15 protein-coding genes are annotated in these 15,097 nt (G+C 60.2%); 4 read left to right on the forward strand and 11 right to left on the reverse strand.

Annotated elements, in window-relative coordinates:
* Nucleotides 1-7: 7 nt before the first annotated feature.
* Together pgk and fbaA are read left to right on the forward strand one after the other, a co-directional pair.
* The gene (pgk, locus tag EKL15_RS00075; protein ID WP_084827177.1) at nt 8-1,171 is read left to right on the forward strand and encodes a phosphoglycerate kinase; all 1,164 of its coding nucleotides are present in this window, start codon (nt 8-10) and stop codon (nt 1,169-1,171) included.
* Nucleotides 1,172-1,287: 116 nt separating this feature from the next.
* Nucleotides 1,288-2,367 (forward strand): class II fructose-bisphosphate aldolase, encoded by a 1,080-nt coding sequence (gene fbaA / locus EKL15_RS00080; RefSeq protein ID WP_025304179.1) that lies wholly within the window; start codon nt 1,288-1,290, stop codon nt 2,365-2,367.
* A 56-nt stretch (nt 2,368-2,423) separates the two neighbouring features.
* Here fbaA and EKL15_RS00085 read toward each other — a convergent pair whose 3' ends face one another.
* The gene (locus EKL15_RS00085; RefSeq protein WP_048234646.1) at nt 2,424-3,092 is read right to left on the reverse strand and encodes a DUF1345 domain-containing protein; all 669 of its coding nucleotides are present in this window, start codon (nt 3,090-3,092) and stop codon (nt 2,424-2,426) included.
* A gap of 205 nt (nt 3,093-3,297) precedes the next feature.
* On the opposite strand from EKL15_RS00085, the gene mscS reads away from it, so the two are divergent.
* Nucleotides 3,298-4,164, forward strand: coding sequence for a small-conductance mechanosensitive channel MscS (gene mscS / locus EKL15_RS00090; protein ID WP_019455618.1), 867 nt, complete (start codon nt 3,298-3,300; stop codon nt 4,162-4,164).
* Between the two features lie 82 nt (nt 4,165-4,246).
* Here the strand turns inward: mscS and EKL15_RS00095 are convergent, their stop codons facing one another.
* The 3 genes from EKL15_RS00095 to EKL15_RS00105 all read right to left on the reverse strand — a co-directional run bounded on the left by EKL15_RS00095 (nt 4,247) and on the right by EKL15_RS00105 (nt 7,804).
* Entirely contained in the window at nt 4,247-5,596 is a 1,350-nt protein-coding gene (locus tag EKL15_RS00095) for an aromatic acid/H+ symport family MFS transporter (protein WP_100396856.1), read from the reverse strand.
* Nucleotides 5,597-5,769: 173 nt separating this feature from the next.
* Nucleotides 5,770-6,801, reverse strand: coding sequence for a methionine synthase (locus EKL15_RS00100; RefSeq protein WP_047729896.1), 1,032 nt, complete (start codon nt 6,799-6,801; stop codon nt 5,770-5,772).
* Between the two features lie 25 nt (nt 6,802-6,826).
* Entirely contained in the window at nt 6,827-7,804 is a 978-nt protein-coding gene (locus EKL15_RS00105) for a DUF1852 domain-containing protein (RefSeq protein WP_100396855.1), read from the reverse strand.
* Nucleotides 7,805-8,119: 315 nt separating this feature from the next.
* Here EKL15_RS00105 and EKL15_RS00110 point away from each other — a divergent pair, with 315 nt between their 5' ends.
* Nucleotides 8,120-8,659 (forward strand): DUF2058 domain-containing protein, encoded by a 540-nt coding sequence (locus tag EKL15_RS00110; protein ID WP_025160208.1) that lies wholly within the window; start codon nt 8,120-8,122, stop codon nt 8,657-8,659.
* A 7-nt stretch (nt 8,660-8,666) separates the two neighbouring features.
* Here the strand turns inward: EKL15_RS00110 and EKL15_RS00115 are convergent, their stop codons facing one another.
* From EKL15_RS00115 to EKL15_RS00145, 7 genes are all read right to left on the reverse strand, one after another.
* Nucleotides 8,667-9,365, reverse strand: a complete 699-nt coding sequence (locus EKL15_RS00115) for an RluA family pseudouridine synthase (RefSeq protein WP_100396854.1) — start codon at nt 9,363-9,365, stop codon at nt 8,667-8,669.
* A gap of 142 nt (nt 9,366-9,507) precedes the next feature.
* Complete coding sequence (gene araD / locus EKL15_RS00120; RefSeq protein WP_043142679.1) at nt 9,508-10,203, reverse strand: L-ribulose-5-phosphate 4-epimerase; 696 nt, start codon at nt 10,201-10,203, stop codon at nt 9,508-9,510.
* Complete coding sequence (locus EKL15_RS00125; RefSeq protein ID WP_060422773.1) at nt 10,197-11,057, reverse strand: L-ribulose-5-phosphate 3-epimerase; 861 nt, start codon at nt 11,055-11,057, stop codon at nt 10,197-10,199. Before EKL15_RS00125 ends, araD begins: the two co-directional genes overlap by 7 nt.
* 1 nt (nt 11,058) lies before the next feature.
* A complete protein-coding gene (gene ulaD, locus EKL15_RS00130) occupies nt 11,059-11,715 on the reverse strand; it encodes a 3-keto-L-gulonate-6-phosphate decarboxylase UlaD (protein ID WP_060422776.1) in 657 nt (218 codons plus the stop codon).
* Nucleotides 11,712-13,202, reverse strand: a complete 1,491-nt coding sequence (locus EKL15_RS00135) for an FGGY-family carbohydrate kinase (protein ID WP_100396853.1) — start codon at nt 13,200-13,202, stop codon at nt 11,712-11,714. The genes ulaD and EKL15_RS00135 overlap by 4 nt, the downstream gene beginning before the upstream one ends.
* The gene (locus EKL15_RS00140; protein WP_100396852.1) at nt 13,202-14,497 is read right to left on the reverse strand and encodes an MFS transporter; all 1,296 of its coding nucleotides are present in this window, start codon (nt 14,495-14,497) and stop codon (nt 13,202-13,204) included. Before EKL15_RS00140 ends, EKL15_RS00135 begins: the two co-directional genes overlap by 1 nt.
* Nucleotides 14,498-14,621: 124 nt before the next feature.
* Entirely contained in the window at nt 14,622-15,092 is a 471-nt protein-coding gene (locus EKL15_RS00145) for a YhcH/YjgK/YiaL family protein (protein ID WP_100396851.1), read from the reverse strand.
* Between the last annotated feature and the right edge of the window lie 5 nt (nt 15,093-15,097).

Here is a 15,097-nt window from a genome sequence, read left to right on the forward strand (position 1 = left end):
GTTCACCATGTCTGTAATTAAGATGACCGATCTGGATCTGGCGGGTAAACGCGTACTGATCCGCTCCGATCTGAACGTGCCGGTAAAAGACGGTAAAGTGACTTCCGACGCGCGTATCCGCGCTTCCCTGCCGACTATCGAAGCTGCGCTGAAGCAAGGCGCCCGCGTGATGGTGACCTCCCACCTGGGTCGTCCTACCGAAGGCGAGTACAACGAAGAATTCTCCCTGCTGCCTGTGGTCAACTACCTGAAAGATCACCTGAAATCCCCAGTGCGTCTGGCGAAGGATTATCTGGATGGCGTCGACGTCGCCGAAGGCGAACTGGTGGTGCTGGAAAACGTCCGTTTCAACAAGGGCGAGAAGAAAGACGACGAAGCCCTGTCCAAGAAATACGCGGCGCTGTGTGACGTGTACGTGATGGACGCGTTCGGCACCGCGCACCGCGCGCAGGCTTCCACCCACGGCGTGGGCAAGTTTGCGCCTGTCGCCTGTGCCGGCCCGCTGCTGTCCGCCGAGCTGGAAGCGCTGGGCAAGGCCCTGGGCAACCCGGCCCGTCCGATGGTCGCCATCGTGGGCGGTTCTAAAGTGTCCACCAAACTGACCGTGTTGGATTCCCTGTCCAAAATCGCCGATCAGCTGATCGTCGGCGGCGGCATCGCCAACACCTTCGTGGCGGCGCAGGGCAACAACGTGGGCCAGTCCCTGTACGAACCTGACCTGATCCCGAACGCGCAGAAACTGCTGGAAACCTGCGACATCCCGGTTCCGACCGACGTGCGTGTAGCGACCGAGTTCTCCGAAACTGCGACCGCGACCGTGAAGCAGGCCAACGAGATCCAGGACAACGAGCAAATTCTGGATATGGGCGACGTCTCTGCCGAGCGTCTGGCCGTTATCCTGAAGAACGCCAAGACCATTCTGTGGAATGGCCCGGTTGGCGTATTCGAGTTCCCTAACTTCCGTAAGGGCACCGAAATTGTCGCCCGCGCGATCGCCGATAGCGACGCTTTCTCTATCGCTGGCGGCGGCGACACTCTGGCAGCCATCGATCTGTTCGGTATCGCTGACAAAATTTCCTACATCTCCACCGGCGGTGGCGCATTCCTGGAATTCGTTGAAGGGAAACCGCTGCCTGCAGTCGTGATGCTGGAAGAGCGCGCTAAGCAGTAATTCAGACAACGGGAGGCGAAAGCCGCCCGTTTGTTTTATACCGCGCGGCTAATGCTGCGCGGCGTGAAAACATCGATTTACATCCATCTACGGCCGACGAAACAGGACAAAGTAACATGTCTAAAATTTTTGATTTCGTAAAACCGGGTGTCATCACGGGTGATGACGTTCAGAAAGTCTTCGCAGTTGCTAAAGAGAACAACTTTGCGCTGCCAGCGGTAAACTGCGTGGGTACCGACTCCATCAACGCAGTGCTGGAAGCCGCGGCTAAAGTGCGCGCGCCGGTCATCGTTCAGTTCTCCAACGGCGGCGCCGCGTTCATCGCCGGCAAAGGCGTGAAGACCGATGTGCCTCAGGGCGCAGCGATTCTGGGCGCCATCTCTGGCGCACACCATGTTCACCAGATGGCTGAACACTACGGCGTGCCGGTGATCCTGCACACCGACCACTGCGCGAAGAAACTGCTGCCATGGCTGGACGGCCTGCTGGACGCCGGCGAGAAGCACTTCGCCGCTACCGGCAAACCGCTGTTCTCTTCCCACATGATCGATCTGTCTGAAGAATCTCTGGAAGAAAACATCGAGATCTGCAGCGCCTACCTGAAGCGCATGGCCAAAATCGGCATGACGCTGGAAATCGAACTGGGCTGCACCGGCGGTGAAGAAGATGGCGTGGACAACAGCCATATGGACGCATCCGCTCTGTACACCCAGCCGGAAGACGTGGCTTACGCGTACGAAAAACTGAACGCCATCAGCCCGCGCTTCACCATCGCTGCCTCCTTCGGTAACGTGCACGGCGTGTACAAGCCAGGCAACGTCAAGCTGACCCCGACCATCCTGCGTGATTCTCAGGACTATGTGTCCAAGAAATTCAACCTGCCGCACAACAGCCTGAACTTCGTGTTCCACGGCGGTTCCGGTTCTACCGACGCAGAGATCAAAGAGTCTGTGGGTTACGGTGTGATCAAGATGAACATCGACACCGACACCCAATGGGCGACCTGGGACGGCATCCTGCAGTACTACAAAGCGAACGAAGCGTACCTGCAGGGCCAGCTGGGCAACCCGAAAGGCGCCGATCAGCCGAACAAGAAATACTACGATCCACGCGTATGGCTGCGCGCAGCGCAGACCAGCATGGTGACGCGTCTGGAGCAGGCCTTCAAAGATCTGAACGCGGTAGACGTTCTGTAATCTTCGGCACCTGTTGCACGATGCAAAAGGCTCCCTGCGGGGAGCCTTTTTCGTTTTCAGCCCAGCAGGCCGGCGCCGACGTTGATAGACAGGCCCAGGATCAGCATGTTGAACGCGAAGGAGATCACCGACTGCAGCAAGGTGACCTTACGCACCTCCGCTGCTCCGACCGCCACATCGGCGGTTTGCGACGCCACCGCAATGGTGAAGGAGAAGTAGGCGAAATCCAGATAGGTCGGCTCGGTGAGGTTGCCGGGGAACAGCAGCGGCAAAGGATCCTGCTGTGCACCCTGGCGATAAAACTGGTGGGCATAGTGCATGGTGAAGGCGGTCGGCAGCAGCAGCCAGGAGACCACCAGCGTGGCACCGGTCAGCAGCAAATGCAGCGTCTTCAGAGAGCCGGCCACCTGTTTGGCGCTGCTCAGTTCAAACAGGATCGCGAGTAAACTGACCAGGCAACCGAGGCTGACCAGCGTCAGCACCATACTGGCGCTTTCATCCTGCCGCCGGGCGATCTGGCGAATGTGCTGCGGCGTGCTGATCAGCATCAGCCGCCAGAGAAACAGCAGGTAGAGCCATGCCAGCGTATTCCAGCCGATCATCAGGCGCTGCAGCAGCGAGAGTTGGGCGGGCAGCAGCAGAAAGCACAGCAGCCCTGCGCCGACGGAAAACAGCAGCCTGGGCCGCACTTGCCAATAGTGTTTGAGCGAAGAGCGAATGTGCATGATTAACGGATCCCTTGTCGTGAAATGGCCAACGCGCTGTTCTCAGCATAGAAGAAGCGGCGGGCGGTTTCGGCTATTTTTAACGCTGACGGTTGGCATGAGCCTTTAATGTTGGTTACCCTTAGGCGGTGGTTTCCTACTGGCCGCCGAGGCCAGTGTATTTTTGCGAGTTTCTCCCGTTAGGGACTGAGTTAGGACGACACGAATGAAAGATTTGAATGTAGTAGACGGCATCAACGGTGCCGGCGACTGGTTGGTGAAGAACCAGGATCTGTTGATCCAGTACGCGGTGAATATCGTCGCCGCCATCGTTATCCTGATCATCGGTTCGATCGTGGCCCGCGTGGTCGGTAATGCGCTGAACCGCGTGATGAAGCTGCGCGGCATCGACGCCACGGTGGCAGACTTCCTGTCGGCGATCGTGCGCTACGGCGTGCTGGCGTTCACCTTCATCGCGGTGCTGGGGCGCGTTGGCGTGCAGACCACCTCGGTGATCGCCGTGCTGGGTGCCGCCGGTTTGGCCGTCGGTCTGGCGCTGCAAGGGTCGCTGTCCAACTTCGCCGCCGGCGTGCTGCTGGTGATCTTCCGCCCGCTGCGCGTGGGTGAATATGTCGATCTGGGCGGCGTGGCCGGTACCGTCGATCAGGTGCAGATTTTCTCCACCACCCTGCGGACTTCCGACAACAAAACCATCGTGGTGCCGAACGGTAAAATCATCGCCGGCAACATCATCAACTACTCCCGTGAACCGAACCGCCGCGTGGATATCGTGGTAGGCGTGGCCTACAATGCCGATATCGACGTGGTGAAGAAGGTGCTGGGCGACGTGATCGCCGCCGACAAGCGCATCATGCACGCCAAAGGCGTGACCGTGCGCCTGAACGAGATGGCGCCGTCCTCCCTGAACTTCGTCACCCGTTCCTGGACCACCAACGCGGAATACTGGAACGTGTACTTCGATCTGATGGAAAACTTCAAGCGCGCGCTGGATGCCCACAACATCGGCATTCCGTTCCCGCAGATGGACGTGCACCTGTATCGCACCGAAGACGCTTCCGCCAAGGCGGAATAACAGAGAAGGGGGCCTTGGCCCCTTTTTTCATTACAGGCCGAGACGCTATCGAAGGCGTCTCGGCCTTTTCTTTTCCGCGAGCTCAGGCGCCGGCGACCGGCGTGGAGAGCGATGTGCGGCGGTGCAGGCTGAGGCGATAGAGCAGGAAGATAGCGACCGCGCCCAGCAGCGCCGGCAGCGCCAGCCAGAGGAAGAACACTTCCGCCGATCCGGCGGCGGTCATCATCCAGGCGCCGAGCATCGAGCCGACGATCGAACCGAAGCGGCCGTTGGCCATGGCCCAGCTGACGCCGGTCACGCGGGCTGCGGTCGGGTAAAGGGTGGCGGAGACCAGGTTCAGGCCGTTTTGCGCACCGGCCACGCCGAAGCCAATCAGGAACACGACGGCGGCCAGCGTATAGACGTCGCCCATCAGATACCCGGTCGCGCCGATCACCAGCGCGGCGCCCAGGTAGGAGAGGGCCAGCACGCGGTAGGGCCCGACCCGGTCCATCAGCAGCGCCATCAGGATGGCGCCCAGGGTGCCGCCGAGCGGCACCATCGCCCCGATGCGCGAGGCGTGGGCGATATCGTAACCGGCGTCTTTGAGGATCGTCGGCAGCCAGCTGGTGAGCAGGTAGAACACGAACAGCGAACAGAAGAACGCCGCCCACAGCAACAGGGTGCGCACGGCGCGCCCTTCGATAAACAGGTGCGAGATCGGCGACTTGGCCTGTGCCGGGCGTTCGTCATCGACGATGGTGACCCCCGTCCAACGCCGGCCGGTGATACGCTCGACCACCCGGCGCAGCCGATCGGCATGTTTGGCGTTGGCGGCCATAAAGCGTACCGACTCGGGCATCTGCCAGGCCAGCAGCGGCAGCAGCGCCAATGGTGCAAGGCCGCCGACCAGCAGCACGCCGCGCCAGCCGAACGCCGGAATGATCTGCCCGGCCAGCAGGCCGCCCAGGGCCAATCCGGCGGTAAAGCCGCTCCAGCTCAGGGTGACCATCAGCATGCGGCGGCGCGCCGGTGAGTACTCCGAGCTGAGGGTAATGCAGGTCGGTATCGCCCCCCCGAGGCCAATGCCGGTGATGAAGCGCAGCAAGGTCAGGGATTCTATCGATTGCGTATAGGCCGAAGCCAGGGTGCAGCCGCCAAACACCAGCACTGCGACGAGCAGCACGCGTTTGCGGCCGATGGCGTCGGCGATCGGCCCGAACAGCAGGCTGCCGATCAGCAGGCCGAACAGCCCCGCGCCGAAGGCGGGAGAGAGCTGCGAGGGTTGCAGGCCCCACTCTTCACGCAGCGCCGGGGCGATATAGCCGATGATGGCGGTATCGAAGCCGTCCAGCAGGGCGATCAGGAAACACAGGGTAAGGATGAGGATTTGATAAGGCGAGATCCTGGCGCGATCGATGATTTCGCTGATGCGAGCGGTATCTGGGCTCATGAGGGTTCCACTGTTATTAAGCTGGTGTGGGCTGGCTGAGGGGCCGTTCAGGCCGCTGTGGCTGGCATCGCGTAGAAACCCGAGTATACACCAGAGGGGGGGGCGTTGCGGGGAGAGGGAGGCGATGATCATCGCCCACCGCAGGAGGTACCTGCGGTGGGCGTTTGGCAAGGTTATTTGGCCAGCAGTTCCCGGCGCACGATCTCGGCACCCGCACTCAAGGCATTCAGCTTGCCGCTGGCGACCTGGCGAGGCAGGGGAGCCATGCCGCAGTTGGTCGACGGGTAGAGCTTGTCGGCATCGACAAACTGCAGCGCTTTGCGCAGCGTAGCGGCCACTTCCTCCGGCGTCTCAATGGTATGATTCGCCACATCAATGGCGCCAACCATCACTTTCTTACCGCGAATCAGTTCAAGCAGATCCATCGGGACGTGCGAGTTATGGCACTCGAGCGAGATGATATCGATAGTAGACGTTTGCAGCTTGGGGAACGCCTCTTCGTATTGCCGCCACTCAGAGCCCAGCGTCTTTTTCCAGTCGGTGTTGGCCTTAATGCCGTATCCATAGCAGATATGCACCGCCGTTTCACATTTAAGCCCCTCAACGGCCCTTTCCAGGGCGGCGATGCCCCAGTCATTCACTTCGTCAAAGAACACGTTAAATGCGGGCTCATCAAACTGAATAATGTCGACGCCGGCGGCCTCGAGCTCTTTGGCTTCCTGATTGAGGATCTTGGCGAATTCCCAGGCCAATTTTTCGCGGCTTTTATAGTGGTTGTCATAGAGCGTGTCGATCATGGTCATCGGCCCCGGCAGGGCCCATTTAATCGGCTGCTTGGTCAGCTGGCGTAAAAATTTGGCGTCTTCAACGAAAACGGGCTTTTGGCGCGCGACCGCCCCCACGACGGTTGGCACGCTCGCCTCATAGCGATTGCGAATTTTAACCACTTCGCGTTTCTCGAAATCGACGCCGCTGAGGTGCTCGATAAACGTCGTGACGAAGTGCTGGCGCGTTTGCTCGCCATCGCTGACGATATCGATGCCGGCCTGTTGTTGCTCTGCCAGCGACAAACGCAAGGCGTCCTGTTTCCCTTCGATTAATTCTTCATTCTGCAATTTCCAGGGCGACCACAGGGTTTCCGGCTGGGCCAGCCAGGAAGGTTTAGGCAAGCTGCCGGCGGTCGACGTAGGGAGCAATATTTTCATAATAGATGACCTGTATTTGAGTGAATCAAAGCGCGTAGTGAGCAGACCATTGCTCAAGAATGGACTTGTAGGGCTGGATAAATTGCTCTTCCGTAAATTTCCCCTGCTCAATCGCTAACCGGCTACGCTCTTCGCGATCGTAAACAATCTTGGTTAATGAATGATCCTGGTTATTCAGGCTTGGCTGATAGCATTGCCCTGCCGCCGAGTTGGCATTGTAAATTTCAGGCCGATAGATTTTCTGGAAGGTCTCCATCGTGCTGATGGTGCCGATCAGTTCCAGATCGGTGTAATCGCTCAGCAAATCTCCGGGGAAATAAAACGCCAGGGGCGCAACGCTATTTTTCGGCATGAAGTAGCGCACCTGCAGGCCCATTTTTTTAAAATACCGGTCGGTCAGCGAAGCGCCGTCTTGCCGATACTCGTCGCCCAACACCGGATGTTGATTGCCCGTCCGATGATAGGTGTCTTTGCTGGACACGCTGAGGCAGATCACCGGCGGTTTGCTGAAATTCTCATGGTATGCGTTTGAATTGACGAAGTGCTTAAAGATATTGCCGTGCAAATCGCCGAAATCATCCGGAATGTTGAATTCCGCCGTGTTTTTATTGTGCGCCGGCAGCAAGACGCTAAAGTCGTAATCGCGCACGTAAGACGAGAAGTTATTCCCGACGATGCCCTCAAGACGCTTTTGCGTTTTTTTATCAATGATGTTGGTTTTCAGGATTTCAATCACCGGGAAGCTGGCCCCCTGATCTTCAACGCGCATCTCAACCGAAATGATTTCAAGCTCAACCGAATAGCGGTCGGCCTTGGGGTTATCCCAATGCGCCAACGAATTGAAGCGATTGTTAATCATCACCAGCGTGTTGCGCAGGTTCTCCCGGCGGTTTTCCCCTCTGGCCAAATTGGCGAAGTTGGTGGTGATACGCGTACTTTCAGAAGGGTTATAATCTTCATCGAAAGAACTGCTCTTAATCGTAAAGGCAAAGTCTCTATTCATCGTCTTATAGCATCCTGTTATATGATATGAAGGCTGGATTTATCCATTTCTTTCAATGGGTTGTTTTTCTCTTTTTTTATTCAGCCGATTTCATATTGTCTGTCGTTAATGAGGTCTATTTTTGCCAGAGTCCCGATGGGAGTGAAAGAGACTTAATTTCATTACTACATGAGCGGTATTCATGATCTGGCGTTCGGGCCGGTTTGCCGCCGTTGCCCTGCGGCGCAAACCGCCAACGTACGGGCCGGCAACCTGGTGCAGCCTGAAAAATTACGGGTATAATCCCCCCATGACCCCACGGCTTCAGACACGAACATGACAAAACTCACCTTACAAGAGCAGATGCTCAAAGCGGGCTTGGTTACCAGCAAGAAAATGGCCAAAGTCCAAAGAACGGCTAAAAAATCACGCGTTCAGGCCCGTGAGGCCAGAGAGGCGGTGGAAGAGAACAAAAAAGCACAGCTTGAGCGCGATAAGCAGCTGAGCGAACAGCAAAAGCAGGCCGCGCTGTCCAAAGAATACAAGGCGCAGGTGAAGCAGCTGATCGAGATGAACCGCATCGTCCTGGCGAAAGGCGATATCGGTTTCAACTTCACCGACGGTAACCTGATCAAGAAAATCCTGGTGGATAAGGCGACGCAGACCCAGCTGATCAATGGCCGTCTCGCCATTGCCCGCTTGGTGGTCGAGAACCGCGAAGAGTGTGAATACGCGATTATCCCCGCGAGCGTCGCCGATAAAATCGCGCAGCGCGATGCGGCCAGCATTGTGCTGCACAGCGCGCTGAGTCAGGAAGAGCAGGATGAAGACGATCCGTACGCCGACTTCAAAGTGCCTGACGATTTGATGTGGTAAGCCGCGTTCAGAACGGCGCGGCGTGACGAGCGGCGATCCGCTCTCCACTGATGGGGTGCACAAAGTCCAGTTCGCTGGCGTGCAACATCAGCCGCGGCGTCTGTTCGGTACCCGGCAGCAGACGCCCGCCATACAGATCGCAGCCTAAAATAGGGTGGCCCAACTGCCGGCTGTGAATACGCAGCTGGTGGGTGCGCCCAGTCTCTGGGGTGAGCTGCACCCGCGTCAGCGGCAGCGAGATCCCGCCCTCCGCTTCACGATAAAAACGCTCGACGACCCGATAGTGGGAGCGGGCGGGTTTGCCGTGGAGGGCGCAAATTGACATCAGCGGGAACAGCGCCGGATCTTTGGCGATTGCCGCGTCTATGATCCCTTCGTTATCCGCCAGATGGCCGCAGAGCAGCGCGCTGTACACTTTGCTGACGGTGCGCTCGCTGAACTGCCGGCAGAGCGCGGCGTTGGCGGCCTTGTTGCGGGCCACCACCATCAACCCGGACGTGCCGAAATCCAGGCGGTGCACCAGGGCGCAGCCGGGGAAGATCTGTACCAGCCGATGGTGTACCGAATCGAGATTCTGCGGATTCTTGCCCGACAGGCTGAGCAGCCCGGCCGGCTTATTGATCAGCGCCAGATGATCGTCCTGATAGAGGATCTCTATTTGGTCATGGCATGACGGGGCGATAAAGGTATCGGTGATCGTAGACATCGGGCGGCCGGCTGGAGGGTGGGTGCGGATGATAGCGAATTTCGCGTCGATGAGCGAATGCGGTTTTCGCTACACTGCGCCTCATGCCCGTTGCACCCGATGCGGCAAAGCATCGGGTGCAACGGCTGGGGCCCCGGCGGCCCTACTGCCCGTAGTAGGCGTTTTGGCCGTGTTTGCGCAGATAGTGTTTGTCCAACAGCTCGCGCTGCATGCTGTGAATGCCCGGCGTCAGCTGGCGCGAGAAAATGCCCATGTAGGCAATTTCTTCCAGCACCACCGCATTATGCACCGCGTTGTGGGCGTCTTTGCCCCAGGCGAAGGGGCCGTGGGCATTGACCAGTACCGCTGGGATAGCGTTGGGATTGATATCGCGCCGGCGGAAGGTTTCGATAATCACGTTGCCGGTTTCCAGTTCGTAATCGTGCTCAATTTCATCCTGGGTCATCAGGCGAGTGCAGGGGATCGCGCCATAAAAATAGTCGGCGTGGGTGGTTCCCCAGGCGGGGATGTCCAGCCCGGCCTGCGCCCAGATGGTGGCGTGGCGCGAATGGGTGTGGACGATGCCGCCGATATCGGCAAATTCGCGGTACAGCGCCAGATGGGTGGCGGTGTCCGACGACGGTTTTTTTGCCCCCTCGACGGTGCGGCCGCTGGCCAGATCGACCACCACCATATCCTCCGCCGTCATATGCTCGTATTCAACGCCGGAAGGCTTGATCACCACCAGACCGCGTTCGCGATCCACCGCGCTGACGTTGCCCCAGGTAAAGGTCACCAGCTTATGGCGCGGCAGATCGAGATTGGCCTCCAGCACCTGTTGTTTTAACTGAGTCAGCATGTCATGCCCCCTTGTTGCATTTTCTGTTCGATCCAGCGGCGGGCCTGAACGATCTCGGCCACCGGCTCCTCGGCTTTTTCTGTCCACATCTCAATCAGGAATGCGCCGCGGTAATTGAGGCGCTGCAGCGTGCGAAACACCTCGACGAAGTCGACGCAGCCTTCGCCAAACGGCACGTCACGGAATTGCCCCGGCGAAGTGGCGGTGACCGGGTAGGTGTCTTTCAGGTGAATGGCGGCGATGCGATCGATGCCCAGCTCCAGCTCGCGCGGCACGTCGTTGCCCCAGGCGCTGAGGTTGCCGACGTCCGGATACACCGTGAACCACGGCGAGGCCAACAGGGTGTCCCAGGCTTTCCATTTCCCGATCGAGTTCATAAAGGCGGTATCCATAATTTCCACCGCCAGCATCACCTGGGCGGCGGCGGCACGGTCTACCGCCCACTGCATGCCTTCGCTAAAGCGCGCCAGCGTCCCCTCGTCCTGCTCTTCGTAATACACGTCGTAGCCGGCCAGCTGGATCGTCCGGATACCGACATCTTTGGCCAGCTGAATGGCCTGTTCCATCACGTCGAAGGCGCGCTGTCGCAGCGCCGGATCGTGGCTGCCAAACGGGAAGCGCCGGTGGCCGGAGAGGCACATAGACGGAATGCGGATGCCGGTTTCCAGCATGGCGTCCACCAGTGCCAGGCGCTGAGCTTTGCTCCAGCTCAGGCGCGCCAGACGTTCATCGCTTTCGTCCACCGACATTTCGACGAAGTCGAAGCCGCAAGCCTTGGCCAGCGCCAGGCGTTCGGGCCAGCTCAGGTGTTTCGGCAGCGCTTTCTCGTAAATTCCCAACGGGTGCTGACGCATATCATGATCTCCAGATGTCATCGATGGCGGTGCGGAACTGCCTGGCGGCCGCCGGCGGATCGCCGGCCTCGGCCAGCGCGCGGCCGGCGATAAAGGCGGTGACGGCGATCTCTTTAAACAGCGGCAGGTCGGCGGGCGTGATGCCGCCGGTCACCGACAGCTCGATGCCCAGATCGGACAGCGCCTTCATCCGATCCAAATCCTGCCGGCCCCAGGTTTGCCCGCTGGCCTGCGCGTCGCGGCCGCGGTGATAGATCGCCTGGCGGATGCCGAGGCCGCGCCATTGCCGCGCATCCTCCAATGTCCAGCGGCCGAACAGTTCGATCTGGATTTCACCGCCGTGACGCTCGGCGACCTCCCGCGCGCTGGCCATGGTGGCCAACGGCGCGGCGCAGATCACCGTCATCCAGTTCGCGCCCTGGCCGAAGGCCTGCTCGGCCAGCGTCGCACCGGCGTCGGCCACCTTGAGGTCGGCCACCAGCGTGTGCTGCGGGCAGCGCTCGCGCAGCGCGCTAACCGCCTGAATGCCGGCGCTGATGCACAAAATGGTACCGGCCTCGATGATGTCCACATGGGGGCTGAGGGTCTCGGCGGTGCGCAGCGCCGTATCCAAACGGGTTTGATCGAGCGCCAGCTGCAGGCGCGGTTTCGTGCTCATGGGGCCTCCTTGTTGGCGGACTGCAGATGTTGCAATGCAGCAATCAGCGCCTGATAACGTTGGTGTTTGTTGTCGTAAGCTTCGGCAGCGGCCGCATCAGGCAGCAGCCGCTCGATACGCGGCGCCAGCCGGTGCTGGGCGGCGGTGAAATCGTTGAAGACGTCGCTGCCGACCATGGCCGCCATCGCCGCGCCCAGACAGCCGGTTTCTTCCACCTGCGGCAGCTCAACCGGCAGGCCGCTGACGTCGGCGAACATTTGCATCCAGGGGAGGGATTTGGCGGGGCCGCCGGTCACGCGCAGCGCCTGTGCCTCAGGGAAACGCCGGCGCATGCGGTTAAGGTGCGTCATGTGGCAGAACACCACGCCTTCGTAGATCGCCTGCACCAGGTGCTCGCGCTGGTGGAAGGCCTGCAGACCGTAGAAGCTGGCGCTCAGCCCCAGGCCGGCGTTGGAGCCATACAGGAAAGGGGCGAACAGCAGATCGCCGGCGGCTTTCGGCAGGGCGGCGACCCAGCGGTTAAGCTGGTCGTAGTCCTGCAGCCCCCATTGGTGACAGAACCACTCCAGGTTGGCGGCGGAAGTGGGGCTGGCTTCGTGCACGATGTATTGGCCGTTTTCGGCGTGGCGGCCATAGACAAAGGGATGATCGAAACCCTCGACGATGGCGTCGGTGATGCCGCTGGTGACCGACCAGGTCCCCATCACCGCATTGAGTCGGGTTTCGTCCTGCAGTCCGGCGCACAGCGCGGTGGACACCACGTCGAACAACCCGCCGACCACCGGGGTGCCGGTTTGCAGGCCGGTGATGGCCGCGGCGTTTGCCGCGACGCGCCCGGCGATCTCGGCCGAACCGACAATCGTCGGCAGGGCGGGCATGATGTCGCCGATACCCAGCAGCTGCGCCAGCGCCGGGTCATAGCGTCCGCTGCGCATCTGATACAGGTTGGATTCGGAGATATTGGTTTCTTCGCAGGCCAGCTCGCCGGTCAGGCAATAGCGCAGGTAGTCGTGCGCCATCAGCACGCTGCCGATGCGGGCGTAACGTTCCGGCTGATGCCGCTTCAGCCAGCGCAGCAGCGAGACCGGGTGCCCGGTCCACAGCGTTTGGCGCGTTTGCGGATACAGCGCCTGCGGCACGCCCTGCCGTTGCCATTCCTGCACCAGCGCCAGCGCGCGCTGATCGGAAGAGAGCATGGCGTTGCCCAGCGGCTGCCCCTGCTTATCCAGCAGAAACGCCCCCTTACCCTGCGCCGAGATGCCGATGGCCTGGATGGCGCCGGCGGCGACGCCGCTGGCGGACAGCACTTCACGGATCACGTCGGCGGCGGTGCGCCACAGCGACGCCATATCGCGCTCGGCCCAGCCGGGCTGCGGCGCGACGATCGCCAGATTGCGCCGCGCAACGCCGTGTTCATGGCCCCTGCGGTCGTATAAACCCGCCTTGATGAAGGTACCGCCGCAGTCGAGCCCCAGCCAATATTCCATCATTCGCTCCTCGCGCTGTGGTCGCATTTATTGGGCAGCATCAACGCCAGCACGGAGGCGATCGCCAACGAGGCCGCCAGGCTGTAGACGCCGACATCCTTGCTGAACAGGCTGATCAGGACGCCGACCATATACGGGCCGCAAAAGCCGCCGAGGTTGCCCAGCGCATTGATCACGCCGCGCGCGCCGCCGGCCACTTCGGCGTTGAACAATTTGGGCGGGATGGTCCAGAACACCCCGGCCGCCGCCTGAATAAACACGCCGCAGCCGACCAGCGCAGCGTAAGACCACCAGACGTGATCCTTCAGCAGCACCGACAGCGCCATGCAGGCGGCAAAGCAGGCCAGCGGCAGGGCGACGAAGACTTTGCGCTTGCCGGTGCGATCGGAGAGGGTGGAGATGATCAGCATGCCGAAGATGGCGCCGATATAGGGCAAGATAGCCAGCAGGCCCACTTGCTCCATATCGCCGTGGGTCAGCCCTTTCAAAATGGTCGGCAGCCACAGGGTGTAGCCGTAGATACCGGTCTGGTAGAAGAAATTCACCAGGATCAGCTGCCACATGATCCGGTCGCCCAGCACCCGGCGCAGCGAGGCGTTGCGCACCGTTTTTCCTTTGATCAGCAGCTGTTCGTCGTGCAGGGTCTTCACCAGATACTCTTTTTCCGCCTGCGAGATCCATTTGGCCTCTTGGGGCCGGTTGCTGATGGTGAAATACCACAGCGCCATCACCGCCAGCGAGAGAGCGCCCTCCACCAGGAACAGCATGCGCCAGTCCCAGGCGGTGATGATCCAACCCGACAGCGGGGCGGTGAGAATGCCGGCGATCGGTACGAACATGATGACGATGGCGTTGGCGCGGCCGCGCTCCTTATCCGGGAACCAGTTGCTGATCATGGTCAGCACCACCGGCAGCATGCCGCCTTCGGAAACGCCGAGGGCGAAGCGCAGGAACAGCAGCTGGTACTGGTTGGTGACCAGGCCGGTCAGTACCGAGATCACCGCCCAGGCCAACAGTGACCAGCCGATGAATTTCTTGCCGTTGCCGTATACCGCCAGCTTGCCGCCGGGCACCTGCAGAAACAGGTAACCGATGAAGAAGATGCCGCCGGCCAGCCCGGCCATCGAGGCGGTGATGCCGAGTTCGTCATCCATGCCACCGGGCATGGCGAAGGCGATGTTGACCCGGTCCATGTAAGAAATGATGCAGGTAATGAGGATAGGCGGCACGATCCTCAGCCAGCGGAGCTTGGGTATCGCCTGGCTTTGGCTGACGGAAACGGAGGCTGTATTCATAAGGACCTCTTTCGATGTTCGCTTTTTGTAGGGTCGGGCGTTATTGTTTTGCTTGATTTGGGCGCAAGGGCGCCCGCACAGGCCTCATGGACCGGTGTTGTTATCGTTACGGGTGTTGCGTCTATCAGGCGCTAAACGACGCCAGCGGTATCTTCACCACCACCTTGCGTATCGCGCAGGGGCGTTGGTTAATGCAGGCCGGGCGATGCACGTCCTGCGGAAAAAATACCGCGAAGTTGCCGGGCCGCATCGTGAGCCAGGATTCGTCGGTGACGTTCTGATAAAACAGGATGTCGCGCTGCGCCAGCAGTTCCTGATGAATGACGTTGTCGCCGTTGTCCGCCGCTACGCCGATAAGCTCGGTACCGCTGACCAGAAACTGCACGTCGACGTTTTGCCGGTGTACTTCCGGGCGCAGCGCATCCGGCGGTTGGGTATGCAGATCCAGCACTTGCACCACGTAGCCGGTGGCGGGATCTTCATAGCGCCCTGCGGGCAAGACGCTGAAATCGGTGCGCTGCAGATAGGCGACGGCGTTGGCGACCGGCGCTGGGTACTGCTCGGGCGCGGTGTTGGCGATGTGGCCGAATATCATGATGA

The organism is Serratia sp. 4542 (assembly GCF_016805595.1).
GTDB lineage: Bacteria > Pseudomonadota > Gammaproteobacteria > Enterobacterales > Enterobacteriaceae > Serratia > Serratia nevei.

Bases quoted from the DNA above. Each gene is read 5' to 3' on its own strand.
- fbaA (WP_025304179.1), top strand. From the start codon at position 1,288: ATGTCTAAAATTTTTGATTTCGTAAAACCGGGTGTCATCACGGGTGAT.
- EKL15_RS00105 (WP_100396855.1), bottom strand. From the start codon at position 7,804: ATGAATAGAGACTTTGCCTTTACGATTAAGAGCAGTTCTTTCGATGAA.
- EKL15_RS00095 (WP_100396856.1), bottom strand. From the start codon at position 5,596: ATGAGCCCAGATACCGCTCGCATCAGCGAAATCATCGATCGCGCCAGG.
- pgk (WP_084827177.1), top strand. From the start codon at position 8: ATGTCTGTAATTAAGATGACCGATCTGGATCTGGCGGGTAAACGCGTA.
- araD (WP_043142679.1), bottom strand. From the start codon at position 10,203: ATGCTGACTCAGTTAAAACAACAGGTGCTGGAGGCCAATCTCGATCTG.
- EKL15_RS00125 (WP_060422773.1), bottom strand. From the start codon at position 11,057: ATGCGTCAGCACCCGTTGGGAATTTACGAGAAAGCGCTGCCGAAACAC.
- EKL15_RS00145 (WP_100396851.1), bottom strand. From the start codon at position 15,092: ATGATATTCGGCCACATCGCCAACACCGCGCCCGAGCAGTACCCAGCG.
- EKL15_RS00110 (WP_025160208.1), top strand. From the start codon at position 8,120: ATGACAAAACTCACCTTACAAGAGCAGATGCTCAAAGCGGGCTTGGTT.
- EKL15_RS00085 (WP_048234646.1), bottom strand. From the start codon at position 3,092: ATGCACATTCGCTCTTCGCTCAAACACTATTGGCAAGTGCGGCCCAGG.
- ulaD (WP_060422776.1), bottom strand. From the start codon at position 11,715: ATGAGCACGAAACCGCGCCTGCAGCTGGCGCTCGATCAAACCCGTTTG.
- EKL15_RS00100 (WP_047729896.1), bottom strand. From the start codon at position 6,801: ATGAAAATATTGCTCCCTACGTCGACCGCCGGCAGCTTGCCTAAACCT.
- mscS (WP_019455618.1), top strand. From the start codon at position 3,298: ATGAAAGATTTGAATGTAGTAGACGGCATCAACGGTGCCGGCGACTGG.
- EKL15_RS00135 (WP_100396853.1), bottom strand. From the start codon at position 13,202: ATGGAATATTGGCTGGGGCTCGACTGCGGCGGTACCTTCATCAAGGCG.
- EKL15_RS00115 (WP_100396854.1), bottom strand. From the start codon at position 9,365: ATGTCTACGATCACCGATACCTTTATCGCCCCGTCATGCCATGACCAA.
- EKL15_RS00140 (WP_100396852.1), bottom strand. From the start codon at position 14,497: ATGAATACAGCCTCCGTTTCCGTCAGCCAAAGCCAGGCGATACCCAAG.